Raw genomic sequence first — 20,333 nt, 5'->3', positions numbered from 1 at the left:
TTTGCCATGAAGTTAGCCATTGTTACCGCCTGCCCGAATGGCATGGTCACCAGTGTGCTGTGCGCCCGCTTGTTGGACGCAGCCGCGCAGCGCCAGGGTTGGAGCACCAGCGTCGAAGTGGTGGATACCCAACATCCAGAGCGTGCGTTGTCCCAAGCCACCATCGACGCCGCCGAGTGGGTGCTGCTGGTAAGCAGTACACCGGTGGATATGCAGCGTTTTGTCGGCAAGCGAGTGTTCCAGAGCACCCCGGCCCAGGCCCTGCAGGAAGTAGAGGCCGTGCTGCGCAGGGGAGCAGAAGAGGCTCAGGTATACGTCGAGTCTGAGGCACCGCAAGCGACGCAAAATGTGCCACGCATCGTGGCAATCACTGCTTGCCCGACAGGTGTGGCGCACACTTTCATGGCCGCCGAGGCCTTGCAGCAAACGGCCAGGCGCCTGGGCTATGACTTGCAGGTGGAAACCCAGGGCTCCGTCGGCGCACGCACGCCTTTGAGCCCGCAGGCCATTCGCGATGCCGACGTAGTCCTGCTGGCGGCAGATATTGACGTCGCCACCGAGCGTTTTGCAGGCAAGAAAATTTACCGCTGTGGCACCGGGATTGCGCTCAAGCAGTCGCAAGCGATCCTTGATAAGGCCCTCGCCGAAGGCGCACTGGAAAGTGTGGCCAGCGGTGCGCCGGCCAAATCCGAGAAGACCGGCGTTTACAAGCATCTGCTGACCGGCGTGTCGTATATGTTGCCGATGGTGGTGGCCGGTGGTTTGCTGATCGCGCTGTCGTTTGTCTTCGGCATTCATGCCTTTGAACAGCCAGGCACTTTGGCGGCGGCGTTGAAAAGCGTCGGCGACCAGGCATTCATGCTGATGGTGCCGCTGCTCGCGGGGTATATCGCCTACTCGATTGCCGATCGTCCGGGGCTTGCGCCCGGCATGATTGGTGGCTTGTTGGCCAGCACCTTGGGCGCAGGGTTTATCGGTGGGATTCTCGCCGGTTTCCTGGCGGGCTATTGCGTGAAGCTGATCACCCGTGCGGTGCGTTTGCCCCAGAGTCTGGAAGCGCTCAAACCCATCCTGATCATCCCGTTGCTGGCAAGCTTGTTCACCGGCCTGGCGATGATTTATCTGGTCGGCCCACCCGTGGCGAAGATGCTCGTCGGGCTGACGGATTTCCTCAGCAACATGGGCACGGCCAACGCGGTGCTGCTGGGCATTTTGTTGGGTGGGATGATGTGCGTCGACCTGGGCGGGCCGATCAACAAGGCCGCCTATGCATTCTCTGTGGGGTTGCTGGCGGCCCAGAGTGGCGCACCGATGGCCGCCGTCATGGCCGCTGGCATGGTGCCGCCGATTGGTATGGGCATCGCGACCTTTCTGGCTCGCCACAAGTTTGCCCAGACCGAGCGCCAAGCTGGCAAGGCCGCGTTGGTCCTGGGCATGTGCTTTATTTCCGAAGGGGCGATTCCGTTTGCCGCCAAGGACCCGCTGCGGGTGATCCCGGCGAGTATTGTCGGGGGCGCGCTCACCGGAGCGTTGTCGATGTATTTCGGTTGCAAGCTGATGGCGCCCCACGGCGGCTTGTTTGTGATGCTGATCCCCAACGCGATCAATCATGCGCTGCTGTATTTGCTGGCAATTGTTGCCGGCAGCTTGTTGACTGGGTTGGTGTATGCCTTGATCAAGCGTCCGGAAAAGGTCGAGTTAGCGATTGGCCCTGTGAAAGCCTGATCCGTTGGCATACCTTTTTCGGGTATTGAAACAACTGATTGGTGAACGGCAAAAAAATCGAATGGTTGTTCTGTAGCGGCGCATTTGCGTTCACCAAATGCGTAAGTTCCTCCCCTGGCGTCTGCCTACCATAGGCCTGCGATAACCATCGCACCTAGACGCCGGGAGCCCGCCATGCCTAATGCAAATGCCATCAAGCAATACCTATTGAATGCCAAACCCACCGTGGGATGTTGGGTGACGCTCGCCAGCCCGGCAGTCACCGAGTTGATTGCCCACTGCGGGTTTGACTGGCTGGTTATCGATGTCGAGCACGGCCCTGGCGATAACCAAGATATTGCAGCGCAACTGCGAGCTATTGACGCAGCCGCTGCTAATGGTTCAAGGGCTGCTGGCGCGGTGCGGGTGACCGCCAACGACCCGGCCCAGGTCAAGCGCGCGATGGATTGTGGGGCGCAAACCATCATCTTTCCAAACATCGACAGTGCCGCTCAGGCTCAGGCCGCCGTGGCCTCCATGCGTTTTGCGCTCAAGGGGCGGGACGGTGTCAGAGGCATTGCCGGTATGGTCCGGGCGGGACGTTATGGGTTGGATGCCAGCTATGTCCTGTCCGCGAACAACCAGGCCTGCACCATTGTTCAGATCGAGTCTGCCGCAGGTGTTGAGCAGGTCGATGCCATTGCGCAAGTCGAAGGCGTGGATTGTCTGTTCATCGGTACCGCTGATTTGTCCGCCAGCATGGGGCTGTTGGGGCAAGTCGGCCATAACGATGTAACGACCGCCATCGACACAGTGCTGCAAGCCGGCCGCCGGCATTCAAAAGCAGTGGGGATCTTTGCTACGTCAGTCGAACAGGCCAGCCATTACCAGGCGCTGGGCGTGATTTTTATCGCACTGCATTCCGATGCTGGTTGGTTGGCCAAAGGCGCAACTGATGCCGTTGAAGCATTCAGCCTGAAATCATCCAAATAATGAACGATGACCCCTTGCGGGGCTTGGAGGCATAGCCATGTCGATGTCTGATCGTGACGGAAAAATCTGGATGGATGGCGAGTTGATTGAATGGCGCGCCGCCAACGCGCACATCTTGACCCATACCCTGCATTACGGACTGGGGGTATTTGAAGGCATCCGTGTCTACGAAACGGCACGAGGCCCTGGGGTTTTCCGTTTGAACGAGCATGTCCGGCGTCTGTTCAATTCGGCCAGGATTTTTCAGTTGGATATTCCATTCGATCCTGCGGCGATTCGTAATGCCTGCGAGCAAGTAGTAAGAGCGAACCACTATCGCGCTTGCTACTTGCGGCCATTGGTGTGGATAGGCGCGGATGTCCTGAGCATTGCGGCCACGGATAATCGGGTTCATGTGGCAGTCGCCGGATGGACCATGGGTACTTACTTGGGCGATGAAGGCATGGAGAAGGGGATTCGGGTGAAAACCTCATCGTTTACCCGCCATCATGTCAATGCTTCGATGGTCCGCGCCAAGGCGTGCGGTTATTACATCAACTCGATCCTGGCAAGCCGGGAGGCTACATCGCTGGGGTTTGACGAGGCGCTGTTGCTGGATACCGAGGGATATGTAAGCGAGGGCGCCGGAGAAAATATCTTCGTGGTGCGCGATGGGGTGATTTACACCCCCGACCTGGCCTCTTGCCTGGATGGCATCACCCGGAACTCGGTGAAAGTCATCGCGCAAAATCTCGGGTTTGAAGTCCTGGAAAAACGCATCACCCGTGATGAGGTGTATTGCTGCGACGAAGCGTTCTTTACCGGTACAGCGGCGGAAGTCACACCCATTCGCGAGCTCGATGGGCGAACAATCGGCGACGGGGGGCGGGGGGGAATCACGCGGCAAATCCAACAAGCTTACTTCTCAGCCGTACAAGGGGTTGATGAGGCTTATGCCCATTGGCTCACCTATGTCTGACCGGCCGAACACCTCGCCCATTCGCACTGCCTGGCACCGGTTTTTGCTCAACCCCCTGTTACTGTTGTTGGTTCTTTTAGCCGTCCTGCTGTGTCTTGATTGAGGAAGTTTTGCTGGATGTTTAGGACATGCAGGCCTTAAAAGTCGTGTGTTAACGTCCTGTTCGTTGCAGCGACCGGGCACAAGACTTCCAGGCTGGGTGAGGTGAACCAAGGTGGCAAAAGTAAAAATAGATGCTACTGATCGTCGATTGCTCGCTGCACTTCAGCGCGACGCCAGGCTTTCCTGTGCACAACTTGCCGAATGGGTGTCCTTGAGCGCTTCGCCCTGCTGGCGCCGGGTCAAGAGGCTTGAAGAGGCCGGTGTGATTCGTGGCTATCATGCCAACATCGATGCTCAAACACTCGGCTACGCTGTTTGCGCGTTTGTGCAGGTGGCGCTGGAGCAAAAAGATACGGCGCACATGCAGGCGTTTGAAGCGTCCATTAGCGCATTTGAGCAGGTCATTGCCTGTCACTGTGTTTCTGGGACTTTTGACTATCAACTGACAGTCTTGGCCACCGACCTGGCTGCATTCAGTGAGTTCGCCAGGCAGCATATAAATGGTTTTCCCGGGGTCAAGGATGTCTGCACCGCGTTTGTCGTCAAGGAGCTCAAGGCGCCGGTAACGATGATGGCCCCTCAGTTTTAGATCATTTTGCAGCGGTTGCCGGGTGTCACACCTCATTCATCCAAGCGTGATGTAGTTACCTTTTGGGTCTTCGAGGCAAACATCATGAGCCACTTTGATCTCGGCCGCCGCCGTGTGGTGCAAGCTGTTGGCGCAGGTCTGTTGATGCCAGGCCTGGCTCCGGCGGTGATCGCTTCGGTCAAGGATCTGCCGCAATTGACCGATGGCGTGCAGTCCGGCGACTTGCTCGGCGACCGTGCAATGATCTGGAGCCGTTGCGACCGCCCGGCGCGGATGGTGGTCGAGTGGGATACCCGCAGCCTGTTCAGCAACCCGCGCAGGTTCGTCTCGCCTCTGGCCGATAGTCGCAGTGATTTCACCGCCCGCGTCGAGTTGAGCGGATTACCTGCCGATCAAGCGATTTTCTATCGCGTGTATTTCGAAGATGCCCAGACCGGCGTGGCCAGCGAGCCCTGGTTCGGCCATCTGCGCAGCGTGCCGCAACAGCGTCGCGATATCCGTTTTGTCTGGAGCGGTGACACCGTTGGCCAAGGCTTCGGGATCAACCCGGACATCGGCGGCATGCGCATCTACGAAGCCATGCGCCTGCGCCTGCCGGACTTTTTTATCCACAGCGGCGACACCATCTACGCCGACGGCCCGGTACCGGCGCAACTGGCCACCGAAGACGGACGCATCTGGCGCAACCTCACCACCGAAGCCAAAAGCAAGGTCGCCGAAACCCTGGATGAATATCGAGGCAACTACCGCTACAACCTGATGGACGAGAATGTCCGTCGTTTCAACGCCGAGGTGCCGCAGATCTGGCAGTGGGACGATCACGAAGTGGTCAATAACTGGTCACCCGGCAAACAACTGGATGAGCGTTATCAGACCAGGGACATCACTGCCTTGGTCGGCCGTGCGCGTCAGGCCTGGCTGGAATATGCGCCGATGCGCCTGCAGAGTGCCGACCAGGACGCACGCATCTACCGCAAGCTCGGTTATGGGCCGTTGCTGGACGTATTCGTGCTCGACATGCGCAGCTATCGCACGGCCAACGACGATAACCTGGGCGGCGCCAAACCCTTCCTGGGGCGTGCGCAGCTGGATTGGCTCAAGCGTGAACTCAAGGCCTCCAAAGCCCAATGGAAGGTAATCGCCGCCGACATGCCAATCGGCCTGGGCGTGCCGGACGGTGAAGTCAGTCCCGGCGTGCCGCGTTGGGAAGCGGTTGCCAACGGTGACCCGGGCGCCGCCCAGGGCCGCGAGCTGGAAATCGCCGAGCTATTGGGGTTCCTGCGGGCGCAACAGGTACGCAACTATGTGTGGTTGACCGCCGACGTGCACTATTGCGCCGCGCATCACTATCATCCGGAGCGTGCGGCGTTTCAGGATTTCGAGCCGTTCTGGGAGTTCGTTGCCGGGCCGTTGAATGCCGGCAGCTTTGGGCCTAATCCACTGGATAAAACCTTCGGCCCCGAAGTGGTATTCGAGAAAGCCCCGCCGGCGCAAAACACCTCTCCGTTCGCCGGGTTTCAGTTCTTCGGCGAAGTGCAGATTGACGGGCAGACAGCGGAGTTGACGGTTATTTTGCGCGATCTGGATGGGGTGTCGGTGTTTGAGCAGAAATTGCAGCCGGTGTGATGGTGTGCAGGATCTGTTCGGCCTCTCCCCATGCCCCGTGGGGAGAGGGTTAGGGAAGTCAGTACACATCCCGCCGATATCGGCCCTGCTCAATCAGCCGTTCCACCGTCTCATTGCCCAGAATATCCACAAGAGTCTGGTCCACCCCGCTCGCCATTCCCTGCAAACTCCCACACACATAAATCGCCGCGCCATCCGCTAGCCACTTACGCAGCACTTCGGCCGATTCGCGCAAGCGATCCTGCACGTAAATCTTTTCCTCCTGATCGCGGCTGAATGCCAGGTCCAGCAATGCCAGGTCACCGCTGGCCAACCAACCCTGCAGTTCGTCCTGGCAGAAATAGTCATGGGCGATATTACGTTCGCCGAACAACAGCCAGTTGCGCTGCTGGCCGTCGGCAATCCGGGCCTTGAGCAAGCTGCGCAAGCCTGCCAGGCCGGTGCCGTTGCCCAGTAGAATCAGCGGCACCGGGGCCGCGGGCAGATGGAAGCTGCTGTTGCGGCGTAGACGCAGGCTGATCGTCGAGCCCAAGGACGTGTGTTCGCTGAGCCAACCCGACGCCAAGCCCAGGCTGCCGTCCGCGTGACGTTCCTGGCGCACGATCAGCTCCAGCACGCCATCACTGGCAATCGAGGCGATGGAGTATTCGCGCATGCTCAACGGCACGAGTGCATCCACCAGCGCCTGGGCATGCAGACCCACCAAGTGCGCACGGTTGCCGGGCAACTGGCGGCTGGCCAGTGCCTGGTCGAGGCGCTGGGCCAGGCCATCGACGACTACATCTTCGGCACCGGCAATACCCAGGCCATCCAGCAAATGCTCAATGGCGCCGTGGCCGTTGCGCGGCAGGACTTCCACCAGGTCACCGGCCAGCCAGTCTCTGGGGGCGGGTGGGGCAAGCCCGATCAGGTAGACACCCGAGCCGCTGCTGCCAGGGTTGAGCAAGGTGCGTTGGCTCAACGTCCAGCCTTCATAGCTGGCGCTGGCCCATGTTGCGGTCGGTGCATGGCCGGTGATCTGGCTCAGTTGTTGTTGCCAGTGCAGCAAGGCATCTTGATCACCGCTGTCGACTTCAACCGGCGCAAACAAAGGGGTGCCGCCTTGATTGGTCAGCCAGAAATGCAGGCGCCGGGCAAACCCGCAGAAGTGTTCATATTGGCGATCTCCCAGGGCCAGCACTGAATAGTTCAAGCCCTTGAGGGAGAGCTCGTGGCCCAACACGTTGCGTTCGAACCCGCGTGCGTTGTCGGGCGCTTCGCCATCGCCGAAAGTGCTGACGACGAACAGCACATGGTCCGACTGACGCAAATCATCCTTGCTGACGCTGCCAAGCGATTGCACTTTCACCGCCAACCCTGCGGCTTGCAGTTGCCCGGCGGTCTGCCAGGCCAGTTGCTCGGCGAAGCCGCTTTGGCTGGCGAAGCCGATCAACCAGGCCGGTGCGTTACTGTGGTGATCTACCAGGCCCTGGCGGGCATTGCGGACCTGGCGCTTTTTGCGGCGGCGGTCCAGGTACAGCAACCAGCCGGTAATAAAGAACAGCGGCATGCACAGCGAGGTGATGGTGAGGATGATCCTGCCGGTGAGGCCGAAATAGCTGCCGACATGCAGCGCATAGACACTGGTCAGCAACTGTGCCTTGAGGCTTTTGTCGTTGTAGCGGGCATGGCTTTTGATTTCGCCGGTGGCCGGGTCGAGGTTGATCTGATTCAGGGCGCGGTCATGGGGCGATGACTGCAACAGGTAATACACCGTGGCTGGTTGCCCGGCGATCGCAGGCATGCGGATGTTATAGGCGCTCAAGTCCGGGCCGGCGCTGCTGTAGATACTGCTCCACATCGCGCTGTAGTCGGCGGTGGGTGCGGGACCGGCAGGTGCTGGACCACGATGGCGCACCCGCTCATCTTGCGGGGCGTCGGACAGTAACCGGGTCAGGCCATTGCTGTACCACTCGTAGGACCAGAACAGCCCGGTGAGCGCGGCCAGCAGATAGAACAGCAAACACCAGGTGCCGAACACCGAGTGCAGGTCCCAGTTGAAACTGCGGCCTTTTTTGCGCCAGTCCAGGGTCAGCCAGGCGCGCCAACTCGCCACTTGGCGTGGCCAGCGCAGGTATAGGCCAGATAAGCAGAAGAAAATCAGGATCAGCGTACAGGCGCCGGTGATTTGCCGACCGGTGTCACCGATTGCCAGGAAACGGTGCAGTTGCAGCACAAAACCGAAGACCTCCTGGCCGACGGCATCGCCTGTGTAGTTGCCGGTGTAGGGATCGAAGTAGCGCATCTGGCCCCGACGTTCACCCGCAGGCGGCGTGAAGAAGACACGGGCGGCGTTCCCGCTTTCGCTTTCCACCCACAGCATGGACACAACCTTGCCTTCGGTAGCTTCGAGTTTGCGCACCAGTTCGGCGGGCGGGAGTACCCCTGCCGGTTGCTTGTGCACGGTCAGCACTGTGGGGTTGAGTGCCCGCAGTATTTCATCCTGGAACGAGACCGCAGCCCCGGTGATCCCCATCAAGGCCAACACCAGCCCGGCAGTAATGCCGAAAAACCAGTGCAACTGAAACAGGGATTTCTTCAACACGACGGACCGCCTCGCTTGTCTGGATGGGTTTTCTCGGCGCGCATTATGCCGCGAGTTGTCGAGAAACGTTCTTTTTTACACACAAAAGCCCCGGGCAATCGATGCGCGGGGCTTTTGCGTTGAGCAGGTACAAAAAACCCGTGAAAATCACGGGTTTTCTTGCAGCGTACCGCTGCGCTTAGACGTAGAACGATTTCAGCGGCGGGAAGCCGTTGAATTCAACCGCGCTGTAGCTGGTGGTGTACGCACCAGTGGACAACCAGTACAGACGGTCACCGATGGCCAGGTTCAGCGGCAGGCCGTACTTGTAGTTTTCGTACATGATGTCGGCGCTGTCACAGGTAGGGCCGGCGATGACCACTTCTTCCATCTCGCCTTTCTTCTCGGTCCAGATCGGGAACTTGATGGCTTCGTCCATGGTTTCGATCAGGCCGGAGAATTTGCCCACATCCGTGTACACCCAACGCTCGACAGCCGTACGGGATTTACGCGCCACCAACACCACTTCGCTGACCAGGATACCCGCGTTGGCAATCAGCGAACGGCCCGGTTCAAGGATGATTTCCGGCAGGTCGTCGCCGAAGTCTTCCTTGAGGAAACGGATGATTTCCTCGGCGTAGGTTTCCAGGCTGTTGGTACGGGTGATGTAGTTGGCCGGGAAGCCGCCGCCCATGTTGATCAGCTTGAGAACGATGCCGTCTTCTTCTTTCAGGCGCTCGAAGATCACTTTGACCTTGGCGATGGCTGCGTCCCACACGCTGATATCGCGCTGTTGCGAGCCGACGTGGAACGAGATGCCGTACGGCACCAGGCCCAGGTCGCGAGCCAGGATCAGCAGGTCCATGGCCATGTCGGTCTGGCAGCCGAACTTGCGCGACAGAGGCCAGTCAGCCGTGGTCGAGCCTTCGGTGAGGATGCGTACATAGACCTTCGAGCCCGGCGCGGCCTTGGCGATGTTGCGCAGGTCGGCTTCGGAGTCGGTGGAGAACAGGCGCACGCCTTTCTCGTAGAAGTAGCGGATGTCCCGAGACTTCTTGATGGTGTTGCCGTAGCTGATACGGTCGGCGCTGACGCCACGGTCCATGACCTTGTCCAGCTCGTAGATCGAGGCGATGTCGAAGCTCGAGCCCTTGTCTTTCAACAGGTCGATGATCTCGACAGCCGGGTTGGCCTTGACGGCGTAATAGACCTTGGCGAATTCGAAACCGGCACGCAGGTCATCGTAGGCCTGGCTGATCATCGCGGTGTCGATCACCACGAATGGGGTTTCTTGCTTGTCGGCGAACGCCTTCATTTTGTCAAAGGTGGCGCGCGCGAAATAATCTTCGACGTTGATCGACATGCTGGGAACTCCTAAGGGCAAACTGAAATTAGCAATGGGTGCAAATGAACGTCCTCCGTATCCCCACTTTGGTTCGCCTACTTCCCAAGGCATGTCGCCGAAAGCAAAAAGGCCATGGGATCAAGCTTCCCTTGGCCTTGCTGTCTCGTCGTCAGTACTTGAGCCGGATGGATCGTTTCCAGCATGGACGTTCGGCGCGAACTTTAGGGCTTGATGGGGCTGGGATCAACTAAAAATGTCGCGTTTTTGCACGCGTTCGTCGCGCGGCCACGTGCAGCTACTTATGTAACCGACCGGTGTGACGGATTGATGTTCCCCGGATGGGGCGAATCAGGGGGATTTGTGGTGTCTGCATCGCGGGCAAGCCTGGCTCCCACAGGGATCTGCGTTATTGCTGACAACGCGATCAAATGTGGGAGCTGGCTTGCCTGCGATAGTGATTGATCAGGCCAGCGCAGTCTCAGCAGGTGAAACGATGCTCGTCTTACCCCCACGCGACTTACCCGAGCTCAGGTACTCAGCAATCGACTCCTGCGTCACTTCACCCAGGAACACCCGCTCCGCGTCCATCACCGGCAACCACGAGCGGTTGAACTCGTACATGCGCGACAACAGGATGCGCAAATGCTCGTCATACGCCGCCGTGGCATTGAACTCGCGCAGGTATTGACCGCAAGTGCCGGTCTGGCGGTGCAGGTCGCGACGTCGTACATAACCCAGGGCCTTATTCTCGGCGCATGTGACCACCACGTAGCGACGGTCATGCTCGTCCATCAACTCCAGGGCCTCGGCCACCGATGTCTCGGGGCTCACCGACGGTGCGTTGTCCGCCGCGTCTTCGGCTTTCACCAGCAGCAGGCGCTTGAGGGTGCTGTCCTGGCCAACGAAATTGCTTACGAACTCGTCGGCAGGGTGCGCCAGCAACGTGTCCGGATGGTCGATCTGCAGCAGTTTGCCGGCGCGGAAAATGGCGATCTTGTCACCGAGCTTGATGGCTTCGTCGATGTCATGGCTGACCATGATCACCGTCTTGTTCAAGGCGCGCTGCATCTCGAAGAATTCGTTCTGGATCATCTCGCGGTTAATCGGGTCGACCGCGCCGAATGGCTCGTCCATCAGCAGCAACGGTGCGTCAGCCGCCAGGGCGCGGATCACGCCGATGCGCTGTTGCTGGCCGCCGGACAGTTCGCGCGGGTAGCGATGCAGGTATTGCTTGGGTTCGAGTTTGATCATGCTCATCAACTCGCGGGCACGGTCGTGGCATTGCTGCTTGTCCCAGCCGAGCAGTTTCGGCACGACCACGATGTTTTCCTCGATGGTCATATTCGGGAACAGGCCGATCTGCTGGATCACGTAGCCGATGTTGCGACGCAAGGTCACTTCATCCAGGTCGGTAGTGTCTTCGCCGTTGATCAGGATTTTGCCCGAGCTGGGCTTGATCAGGCGGTTGATCATTTTCAGCGTGGTGCTTTTACCGCAGCCCGATGGGCCGAGGAATACGCAAATCTCGCCTTCATTGACAGTCAGGCTTACGTCGTTGACGGCAGTGATGGTCTTGCCGTTGCTTTGGAAGGTCTTGGACAGGTTTTGAAGTTCGATCATTTGAGCAGTCCTTTTGGAGTCAGCGAGCGTTGCAGCCATTGCAGAAGCAGGTCGGCGAGGATGGCCAGGAGACTGACCAGCACGGCGCCAACGATCAGCATCGACATGTCGCTGCGGCTGATGGAAGCCAGAATAAGAACACCCAGGCCACCGGCGCCGATGGTGGCGGCGATGGTCATCACGCCGATATTCATCACCACGGCGGTGCGCACACCGGCAAGGATCACCGGCACCGCGATGGGCAGCTCGACCATGCGCAGGCGCTGGCCGAAGGTCATGCCAATGCCACGTGCGGCTTCGCGGATGCCCGGTTCAACGCCGGTCAGGGCCAGGTAGGTGTTACGCATGATCGGCAGCAGGGAATAGAGGAACACGGCAGTGATCGCCGGCATCGGCCCCAGGCCTTGGCCGAACTTGGAGTAGAACGGCAGCAGCAGACCGAACAGGGCGATGGACGGCACCGTCAGCAGCACGGTGGCGCTGGCTTGCAGTGGGCCGGCCAGGCTCGGGAAGCGCGTCATCAGCACGCCCAGCGGCACGCCGACAACAATTGCGAAGATCACGGCGATGCCGACCAAGGTGATGTGCTGCCAGGTCAGGTGCAGGACCAAGGCCCAATCGAGATGGGAAAAGGCGTTCAGAAATTCCATGTCTTCTCCTCTTTAGTTGAGCGAATGCTGACGCAGGAAATCAGCGGCGACGGAGGACGGGCTTTCATGATCGACGTCGACCCGTGCATTCAACTGGCGCATGGTTTTGTCATCGAACAGCGCCGCCAGGGGTTTGAGCTCGGCTGCCAGTTGCGGATGGGCGTCGAGGTAGGCCTGGCGAATCACCGGTGCGGCGGTGTAGTCCGGGAAGTAGTGCTTGTCGTCTTCCAGCAACTTGAGTTTGAACGCACTGAGGCGACCGTCGGTGGTGTACACAAGGCCGGCAAACACCTGGCCATTGCGTAGCGCGGTGTAGACCAGGCCTGCGTCCATCTGGCGGGTGTTTTCGCGGGTCAGGTTCATGTCGTACAGCGTGACCATGCCGTCCAGGCCGTCGGAGCGGTTGGCGAACTCGGTATCCAGGGCAACCAGGCGGTTCTTTTTGGTGTCTTTGGCCAGCGCTTGGGTCAGGTCGCTGATGGTGTTGATCTGCGGGTACTCCTTGGCCACCTTCTCTGGCAGGGCCAGCGCGTAAGTGTTGCTGAAACGCGAAGGCGCTAGCCAGGTCAGGCCTTTTTTCGCGTCGAGTTCTTTCACCCGAGCGTAAGACTGCTCGCTGTTGAGCTTTTCATCGATATGGTTGTAAGCCACCAGCGACACGCCGGTGTATTCCCAGAGCAGGTCCAGTTGCCCGCTTTCCTGGGCACTGCGCGCCAGGTTGCTGCCCAGGCCGCCGGTCACATGGGGGGTATAGCCCTTGGTGCGCAGGTACTGCGAGGTGATTTCGGCCAGCAGGGTCTGTTCAGTGAACACCCGGGCGCCGATGCGAATCAGCGGTTTTTCAGCCGCTTGCGCAATACCTGCAAACAGCAGGATGCAGCTCACTATCAAAGTCAGTTTTTTCATGTCGGTTCCTTTGCCAAGCCTTAAGACGGACGTAACCCGCGTTCCAGCCAGAGGCGGCTGACCATGGTCACCAGGCCGTCAAGCAACAGCGCCAGCAGCGCGGTACACGCGGCGCCGAGCAGCAGTTGCGGCTGATTGTTCAGGGCAATGCCGGGGAAAATCAGGCTGCCCAGGCTGTTGGCGCCAATCAGGAACGCCAGGGGTGCGGTACCGACGTTAATCGCCAGCGCCACGCGTACACCGCCGATGATGATCGGCACGGCGTTGGGCAGCTCCACGCGAAACAGCACCTGGCGCGGGGTCATGCCGATGCCGGTGGCGGCCTCTTTCAGGGAGCCCTGGACGTTTTTCAGGCCTTCGTAGGTGTTACGCACGATGGGTAGCAAGGAGGCGAGGAACAGGGCAAAGATGGCGGGCCCGCTGCCGATGCCGAGGATACCGAGGGCGATGGCCAGTACGGCCAGGGGAGGGACAGTGTTGCCGATGTTGAAGATCTGCATGAAGCGTTCTGCGCGTGCGACCATATTCGGTCGGCTAAGCAGAATACCGGCGGGGATCCCCACAATCAGGGCGGCCAGCATGGAGACAAGGACGAGAATCAGGTGAGCTTGCAGGTAAAACAACAAATCGTCGCGGTACAGTTCGATCGTGTTGATGCCGATCCAGTGGACCAGCAGGGCCAGGAGGGCGACGACAACCGCTCCCCCTATCAGCCCTTTGCCATAGCGAATAGCCACAGGCGGACTCCTATCGTTCAGTCGGCGAGCACATTGCGTCGTGGCATGCCATTTCTGGCCGCCCCTGAATGTGATCGCGAAATGCAGCTCGTCAATACCGGCAAAGCGATATGAGATCGAGCCATGAGCGCAGCCTCGTCAGGCTAACTTGCTGATTTTTCAGCCCCTGTTACGAGTGCGGCAACAGGGAGAGTGGACGTCTCTACCTTTTAAAAGGTTCCACACTTGGCAGTATTTAGCCAGCCCCAACCGGGTGAACGGTGGTCCGGTGCGCTGGGTTTGCGCTATACTCGCCGCCCTTTTTTGACTCACCTGCCAGGCGATTTCCCATGACCCACCAGGCCGCCGAAGTCGCGAAACGCCGCACTTTCGCCATTATTTCCCACCCCGATGCCGGTAAGACCACCATCACCGAGAAGCTCCTGTTGATGGGCAAGGCGATCGCAGTGGCCGGCACGGTGAAATCGCGTAAATCCGACCGCCATGCCACCTCTGACTGGATGGAGATGGAGAAACAACGGGGTATTTCCATTACCACGTCGGTCATGCAGTTCCCGTATCGCGAGCACATGATCAACCTGCTCGACACCCCGGGCCACGAAGACTTCTCCGAAGATACCTACCGCACCCTGACGGCAGTGGACTCGGCCTTGATGGTCCTCGACGGTGGTAAAGGCGTCGAGCCACGGACCATCGCGCTGATGGACGTTTGCCGTTTGCGGGACACGCCAATTGTCAGCTTTATCAACAAACTCGACCGTGATATCCGCGATCCGATTGAGCTGCTGGATGAGATCGAGGCCGTCCTGAAGATCAAGGCCGCTCCGATCACCTGGCCGATCGGTTGCTACCGCGATTTCAAGGGTGTGTACCACCTGGCCGACGACTACATCATTGTCTACACCGCTGGGCATGGTCACGAACGCACCGAAGTCAAAATCATCGAGAAGCTTGACTCCGACGAGGCCCGCGCCCACCTGGGTGACGAGTACGAGCGCTTCGTCGATCAGTTGGAGCTGGTGCAAGGCGCCTGCCACGAATTCAACCAGCAGGAGTTTCTCGACGGTCAGTTGACCCCCGTGTTCTTCGGTACCGCACTGGGTAACTTCGGTGTCGATCACGTACTCGATGCCGTGGTGAACTGGGCGCCGAAACCCTTGGCTCGGGTTGCCAACGAGCGCACGGTCGAGCCGGTCGAGGAAAAATTCACCGGCTTCGTGTTCAAGATCCAGGCGAACATGGACCCAAAACACCGTGACCGTATCGCCTTCATGCGTATCTGCTCCGGCAAGTACGAGAAAGGCATGAAGATGCGCCATGTGCGCACCGGCAAGGACGTGCGCATCGGCGATGCGCTGACGTTCTTCTCCTCCGAGCGTGAGCAACTGGAAGAGGCCTTCGCCGGCGACATCATCGGTTTGCACAACCACGGCACCATCCAGATCGGCGACACCTTCAGTGAAGGCGAAGCCTTGGGTTTCACCGGCATCCCGCACTTCGCACCGGAACTGTTCCGCCGCGTGCGCCTGCGCGATCCGTTAAAGTCCAAGCAACTGCGCCAGGGCCTGCAGCAATTGGCGGAAGAGGGTGCCACCCAGGTCTTCTTCCCCGAGCGCAGCAACGACATCATCCTCGGCGCCGTCGGTGTGCTGCAGTTCGATGTGGTGGCCAGCCGTTTGAAGGAGGAATACAAGGTTGAGTGCTCGTATGAGCCGATCACCGTGTATTCGGCGCGCTGGATCGACTGCAGCGACAAGAAGAAGCTGGAGGAGTTTTCCAACAAGGCTGTGGAAAACCTGGCAATCGACGGCGGCGGTCACCTGACCTACCTCGCCCCGACGCGAGTCAACCTGGCATTGATGGAAGAGCGCTGGCCAGATGTGAAGTTCCGCGCGACCCGCGAGCACCACTAAGGCTCGGCGGTACAAAAAAAGGCGAAGCCACAATGGCTTCGCCTTTTTTATTTTCTAGGTCCGGACTCTTTTTAGAATGAAGCGGTCATCGACGCAAAGTAGGCGCGGCCCGGTTCGTTATAGGTTTGGGCACCGGCGTCGTCGGCATTGCCCTTGCGGTATAGGCGCTTGTCCAGCAGGTTGTTGATGCCCAGGCGTACGCTCAGATTCTTGTTGAACTCATAGCCGCTGCTCAGGCCCATCAAACCGTACGGGTCGACATCTTGCTGCGCCGTGCGATCAAAGTTGTTGCCGCTGCGTGAATTGAGGGTTGGCGCTTCCTGTTTACCGTAATAGGTGCCGCTGACCTGAAACGAGAGTTTGTCTGTGGCCTGCCAGTCCAGCGTGCTGTTGACCGTGTACTTGGGGATGATGCTCAACGGCTCGCCAGTGTCCTTGTCCTTGGAGTCGATCATGTAGGTCAGGTTGGTGTTCCAGTCCAGGTCGTCGCGCAAAGTCATGAACAGGTTGCCCTCGATCCCCTGCACCAGCGCCGCGCCGCTGTTTTCCCACTCCATCACCCGGCGCCCGCCTTCCAGGCGGAAGGCCGCAGTGTTGCTGGCATTGATCTTGTTCTTGTAGTCATTGCGAAAATAGGTCGCGCTGGTACGCCAGGTGCCCTTGTCGAAGGCCAGGCCGATTTCCTTGTTGACGCTGATTTCCGGCTTCAGGTCCGGGTTGCCCACCAGGTAGCAACCACCGGAGTTGGTTTCGCTGGCGTTGCAGCCGTTGCCACGGCTGTACAGCAAATAGTTGGGGTTGGACTGATACAGGTTGGGTGTCTTGTAGGCCCGTGCAATCCCGCCCTTGAGGCTCAGTTCGTCGGTCAACTGGTGCGAGGCGTTGAGGCTCGGGCTCCAGTTGCCACCGTATTCTTCATGATCGTCGAAGCGCAGGCCGGGGGTGATGATGGTCTTGCTGCCCACCTCGATATTGTCTTCGGCGAACAGCGCGTAACTCGACGCGGTGGTTTTGGTGCTGTTGCGGCTGACGCCCGGAATGCTCGGGATGCCCCCGGTGCCAGGATCGAAGCTTTGGGAGCGCAGCGAGCCCGGATCGTTCATCGATTCGTAGAGGTATTCGCTGCCCAGGGTCAGTACCTGCTCGGTACCGAAGCTCAGCGGCAGGTTGACCTCGGCGGTGGCCCGAGTGTTGCGCAAGCGCGATTCGAAACGGCCGGCGGTGGCCGAAGGTGCGCCTTCGCCGGAGCCGGCCAGGCCTTCGTTGAGGCGTTCGTTGCGGGTCAGGTCGTGGGTCAGCGATGCCAGTGTCGAGCCCCAGTCAAACTCACCGCGGTGCGTGGCCGAGAAACTGCTGCGCTGAATCACGCTGGTTTCCTTGCCTACCAGGCTGTCAACGAACTCGCCACCGCCGTTGAGCATCGTGTCGCCGGCGAAGATGTTGCCTTGACGGCTGTAGCTGGCTTCCAGGTCCAGGGTTTGCTCGGGAGTGAATTGCCAACTGAGCAAACCGTTGACGTCCTTGTTACGCACACCCTCGCGGCCAGCGACCAACGAGTCGGCGGAGGCCTGCTCGGCCTGGTTGATGTTGGAATCATCGGCATCGGTTTTGTTCAAACCACCGTAGACCCGAAACGCCAGGGTGTCGCTCAACGGGCCGCTGAGGTTGAAGTTGGTGCGTTTGCTCATGCCCTCGGCATCGTCCTCGGGCAGCGACACGTAGGTAGTCAGCGAGCCGCGCACCTGATCGGTCGGGCGCTTGGTGATGATGTTGATCACCCCACCCATGGCGCCGGAGCCATAGCGGGCGGCGGCCGGACCACGCAGGATTTCAATGCGTTCGACTTCCTCGGCTGGTACCCAGTTGGTTTCGCCGCGGGTGTCACGGTCACCGCTCCAGCCGTAACGCACGGCGTTGCGTGAAGTCGACGGTTTGCCATCGATCAGGATCAGGGTGTTTTCCGGGCCCATGCCGCGCAGGTCGATCTGGCGATTGTTGCCACGGCTGCCGCTGGAACTGTTGCCGGTCAGGTTGACGCCTGGCTCACGCCGAATGATGTCTGACAGATCATTGGTGGGGGGCCGCTTCTTGATGTCTTCGGCGGTGATGATCGACACGCCGGGGGCTTGTTTCAATTCTTCGGCAGCGGTGCCCAGCACACGCGTCTCTTCCAGCTCCAAGGCTTGGGAAGTCCCGTCGACTGGCAGGTCGGTGGCCTCCATCGGTACTGTGCCTCGCTCTCTTTCCAGTGTGTCCGCCAGGAGTAGCGGGGAGGAAAAAGTGGCGATAAACGCAAGGGAGAAATGGCTGAGCCTGAATCGAGACGACATGTCCGCAAAGTCCTTTAGGGAAAGGGAAACTGAGTGAGATGCACCAGAATCGCTTTCCAGCAGCGAGGTCTTCGTTAGCCGACGGTCATATCCGGTGCTCTCCATGCGCACGAATGGTATTGATTCTCAAATAAAAGTAAATTGCATTTACAATCTATACACTTTGGTCGCGAGCTCTTGCGTATACACCAAGAATAAAAAAAGCCCCTCCCACCAGACTGATGCGCAATCTGGCGGGAAGAGCTGTAGGAGTGAGCTTGTGTGGGAGCGGGTTTGCTCGCGATGCAAGCGCCTCGATATATCAGTTACACCGCGGTGATGCTATCGCGAGCGAGCCCGCTCCCACCGGAACTCACGCCACAAATTGCTCTGCATAGTGGCAAGCCACCTGGCGGTTATCCAGCGCTCGCAACAACGGCTCTTCGCTGCTGCATCGCTCGGTCGCATAGGGGCAACGCTTGTGAAACGCGCAGCCCGGAGGCGGGTTCAGCGGGTTGGGCAATTCGCCGACGATCTTGATCTTCGGCTTGTTCGGGTCCGGGTGAATGGTCGGGGTGGCCGACAGCAGTGCCTGGGTGTACGGGTGCAAGGGGCGGGCGTAGATGTCTTCTTTCGGGCCCACTTCCACCGGCCGGCCGAGGTACATCACCATCACGTCGTCGGCGACGTGTTGCACCACCGCCAGATTGTGGGAAATGAACACGTAGGCCGTGTTGAATTCCTGCTGCAAGTCCATGAACAGGTTGAGCACCTGGGCCTGGATCGACACGTCCAGTGCCGAGGTCGGTTCGTCCGCCACCAGCACTTTGGGTTGCAGCATCATGGCGCGGGCCAGGGCGATGCGTTGGCGTTGCCCCCCGGAGAACATGTGCGGGTAGCGTTGATAATGCTCGGGGCGCAGGCCCACCTGTTTCATCATCGCCTGGACCTTTTCCCGGCGCTCGGCGGCGGACAGGTTGGTGTTGATCAGCAAAGGCTCGGCCAACTGATCGCCAACCTTCTGCCGAGGGTTCAGCGAGGCATAGGGGCTCTGGAACACCATCTGCACGTCTTTGCGCAATTGCTTGCGCTGCGCCTTGTCGGCGCCGGCGACTTCCTGGCCGGCGATTTTCAGTGAGCCCGAAGACGGCTCTTCAATCAGCGTCAGCGCACGGGCCAGGGTGGATTTGCCGCAACCCGACTCGCCGACAACGGCGAGGGTCTTGCCGGCTTCCAGTTCAAATGACACACCATTGAGCGCGCGTACCAACGCATGGCCCTTGAACAGGCCACGGGACACTTCGTAGTGGCGGGTCAGGTCGCGGGCGGTAAGAACGACGGCCATTACGCCACCTCCTGGTTCAAGGGGTAGAAGCAGCGTGCCAGGCTGTTGGTTTTCGGATCCAGGGCAGGACGCTCGCTGCGGCAGTTGTCGCGTACGTACGGGCAACGCGGCGACAGCAGGCAACCTTGCGGACGGTCATAGCGGCCGGGCACGATGCCAGGCAGCGTGGCCAGGCGCGTGGCGCCGAGGCTGTGTTCCGGGATCGCCTTGAGCAGCGCTTCGCTGTACGGGTGTGCCGGGATCTCGAACAGTTGCGGCACCTGGCCGACTTCCACTGCCTGGCCTGCGTACATCACGCAGACGCGCTGGGCGGTTTCCGCCACGACCGCGAGGTCGTGAGTGATCAGCACCAGGCCCATGTCCTGCTCTTTCTGCAATGCCAGCAGCAGCTCCATGATCTGCGCCTGGATGGTCACGTCCAGCGCCGTGGTCGGTTCATCGGCGATCAGCAGTTTCGGCTCGCCGGCAATCGCCATGGCAATCGCTACACGCTGGCTCATGCCACCGGACAGTTGATGCGGATAGGCGTCCATCCGGCTGGCGGCGCCAGGGATTTCGACCTTTTCCAGCAGCTCGATCGCCCGTTTGCGCGCTTGCTTGCCAGACATTTTTAGGTGCAGGCGCAGAACCTCTTCAATCTGGAAGCCCACGGTATAGCTGGGGTTCAGTGCGGTCATCGGGTCCTGGAACACCATCGCCAGGTCTTTGCCGACAATCTGGCGGCGCTGGCGATTGCTCAGCTTGAGCATGTCCTTGCCGTCAAAGTTCAGGGCGTCGGCGGTGACGATGCCGGGATGCTCGATCAGGCCCATCAGCGCCATCATGGTCACGGATTTACCTGAGCCCGATTCGCCCACGATCGCCAGTACTTCGCCTTTGTCGACGCTGATGTCGAGGCCATCGACCACCGGCACGGCGGTCTTGTCGCCGAAGCGCACGTTGAGATTCTTGATTTCTAACAGTGACATGGGAA

15 protein-coding genes are annotated in these 20,333 nt (G+C 59.7%); 6 read left to right on the top strand and 9 right to left on the bottom strand.

Going from position 1 to position 20,333, the window contains the following annotated elements:
* Positions 1-6 precede the first annotated feature (6 nt).
* From OQ460_RS20675 to OQ460_RS20655, 5 genes are all read left to right on the top strand, one after another.
* Complete coding sequence (locus tag OQ460_RS20675) at positions 7-1,725, top strand: PTS fructose-like transporter subunit IIB (RefSeq protein ID WP_410019209.1); 1,719 nt, start codon at positions 7-9, stop codon at positions 1,723-1,725.
* Positions 1,726-1,899: 174 nt separating this feature from the next.
* Complete coding sequence (locus OQ460_RS20670; RefSeq protein WP_410019208.1) at positions 1,900-2,697, top strand: HpcH/HpaI aldolase family protein; 798 nt, start codon at positions 1,900-1,902, stop codon at positions 2,695-2,697.
* 37 nt (positions 2,698-2,734) lie between these two features.
* The gene (locus tag OQ460_RS20665) at positions 2,735-3,655 is read left to right on the top strand and encodes a branched-chain amino acid transaminase (RefSeq protein ID WP_410019207.1); all 921 of its coding nucleotides are present in this window, start codon (positions 2,735-2,737) and stop codon (positions 3,653-3,655) included.
* Between the two features lie 214 nt (positions 3,656-3,869).
* Positions 3,870-4,346, top strand: a complete 477-nt coding sequence (locus tag OQ460_RS20660) for an Lrp/AsnC family transcriptional regulator (RefSeq protein WP_410019206.1) — start codon at positions 3,870-3,872, stop codon at positions 4,344-4,346.
* Positions 4,347-4,430: 84 nt separating this feature from the next.
* The gene (locus OQ460_RS20655; protein ID WP_410019205.1) at positions 4,431-5,972 is read left to right on the top strand and encodes an alkaline phosphatase D family protein; all 1,542 of its coding nucleotides are present in this window, start codon (positions 4,431-4,433) and stop codon (positions 5,970-5,972) included.
* A gap of 58 nt (positions 5,973-6,030) precedes the next feature.
* On the opposite strand, the gene OQ460_RS20650 is transcribed toward OQ460_RS20655, so the two are convergent.
* The 6 genes from OQ460_RS20650 to OQ460_RS20625 form a co-directional block, all read right to left on the bottom strand.
* Positions 6,031-8,556, bottom strand: coding sequence for a PepSY domain-containing protein (locus OQ460_RS20650; RefSeq protein WP_410019204.1), 2,526 nt, complete (start codon positions 8,554-8,556; stop codon positions 6,031-6,033).
* A gap of 178 nt (positions 8,557-8,734) precedes the next feature.
* Positions 8,735-9,898 (bottom strand): type III PLP-dependent enzyme, encoded by a 1,164-nt coding sequence (locus tag OQ460_RS20645; protein WP_410019203.1) that lies wholly within the window; start codon positions 9,896-9,898, stop codon positions 8,735-8,737.
* Positions 9,899-10,342: 444 nt separating this feature from the next.
* A complete protein-coding gene (locus OQ460_RS20640) occupies positions 10,343-11,500 on the bottom strand; it encodes a betaine/proline/choline family ABC transporter ATP-binding protein (protein WP_410019202.1) in 1,158 nt (385 codons plus the stop codon).
* The gene (locus tag OQ460_RS20635; RefSeq protein WP_410019201.1) at positions 11,497-12,150 is read right to left on the bottom strand and encodes an ABC transporter permease; all 654 of its coding nucleotides are present in this window, start codon (positions 12,148-12,150) and stop codon (positions 11,497-11,499) included. Before OQ460_RS20635 ends, OQ460_RS20640 begins: the two co-directional genes overlap by 4 nt.
* Before the next feature lie 12 nt (positions 12,151-12,162).
* Complete coding sequence (locus OQ460_RS20630; protein ID WP_410019200.1) at positions 12,163-13,056, bottom strand: glycine betaine ABC transporter substrate-binding protein; 894 nt, start codon at positions 13,054-13,056, stop codon at positions 12,163-12,165.
* 20 nt (positions 13,057-13,076) lie between these two features.
* Positions 13,077-13,793, bottom strand: a complete 717-nt coding sequence (locus tag OQ460_RS20625) for an ABC transporter permease (protein WP_410019199.1) — start codon at positions 13,791-13,793, stop codon at positions 13,077-13,079.
* A 329-nt stretch (positions 13,794-14,122) separates the two neighbouring features.
* Here OQ460_RS20625 and OQ460_RS20620 point away from each other — a divergent pair, with 329 nt between their 5' ends.
* The gene (locus OQ460_RS20620) at positions 14,123-15,706 is read left to right on the top strand and encodes a peptide chain release factor 3 (RefSeq protein WP_410019198.1); all 1,584 of its coding nucleotides are present in this window, start codon (positions 14,123-14,125) and stop codon (positions 15,704-15,706) included.
* A gap of 71 nt (positions 15,707-15,777) precedes the next feature.
* Here the strand turns inward: OQ460_RS20620 and OQ460_RS20615 are convergent, their stop codons facing one another.
* From OQ460_RS20615 to OQ460_RS20605, 3 genes are all read right to left on the bottom strand, one after another.
* The gene (locus OQ460_RS20615) at positions 15,778-18,036 is read right to left on the bottom strand and encodes a TonB-dependent siderophore receptor (RefSeq protein WP_410019197.1); all 2,259 of its coding nucleotides are present in this window, start codon (positions 18,034-18,036) and stop codon (positions 15,778-15,780) included.
* A gap of 352 nt (positions 18,037-18,388) precedes the next feature.
* Positions 18,389-19,360, bottom strand: a complete 972-nt coding sequence (locus OQ460_RS20610) for a peptide ABC transporter ATP-binding protein (protein ID WP_410019196.1) — start codon at positions 19,358-19,360, stop codon at positions 18,389-18,391.
* Positions 19,360-20,328, bottom strand: a complete 969-nt coding sequence (locus OQ460_RS20605) for an ABC transporter ATP-binding protein (protein WP_410019195.1) — start codon at positions 20,326-20,328, stop codon at positions 19,360-19,362. Before OQ460_RS20605 ends, OQ460_RS20610 begins: the two co-directional genes overlap by 1 nt.
* Positions 20,329-20,333: the final 5 nt, after the last annotated feature.

Source organism: Pseudomonas imrae (genome assembly GCF_046352735.2).
GTDB classification, from domain to species: domain Bacteria; phylum Pseudomonadota; class Gammaproteobacteria; order Pseudomonadales; family Pseudomonadaceae; genus Aquipseudomonas; species Aquipseudomonas imrae.
Note: the sequence above shows the minus strand (reverse complement) of the source record. Positions and strands in the feature narration are given on the sequence as shown.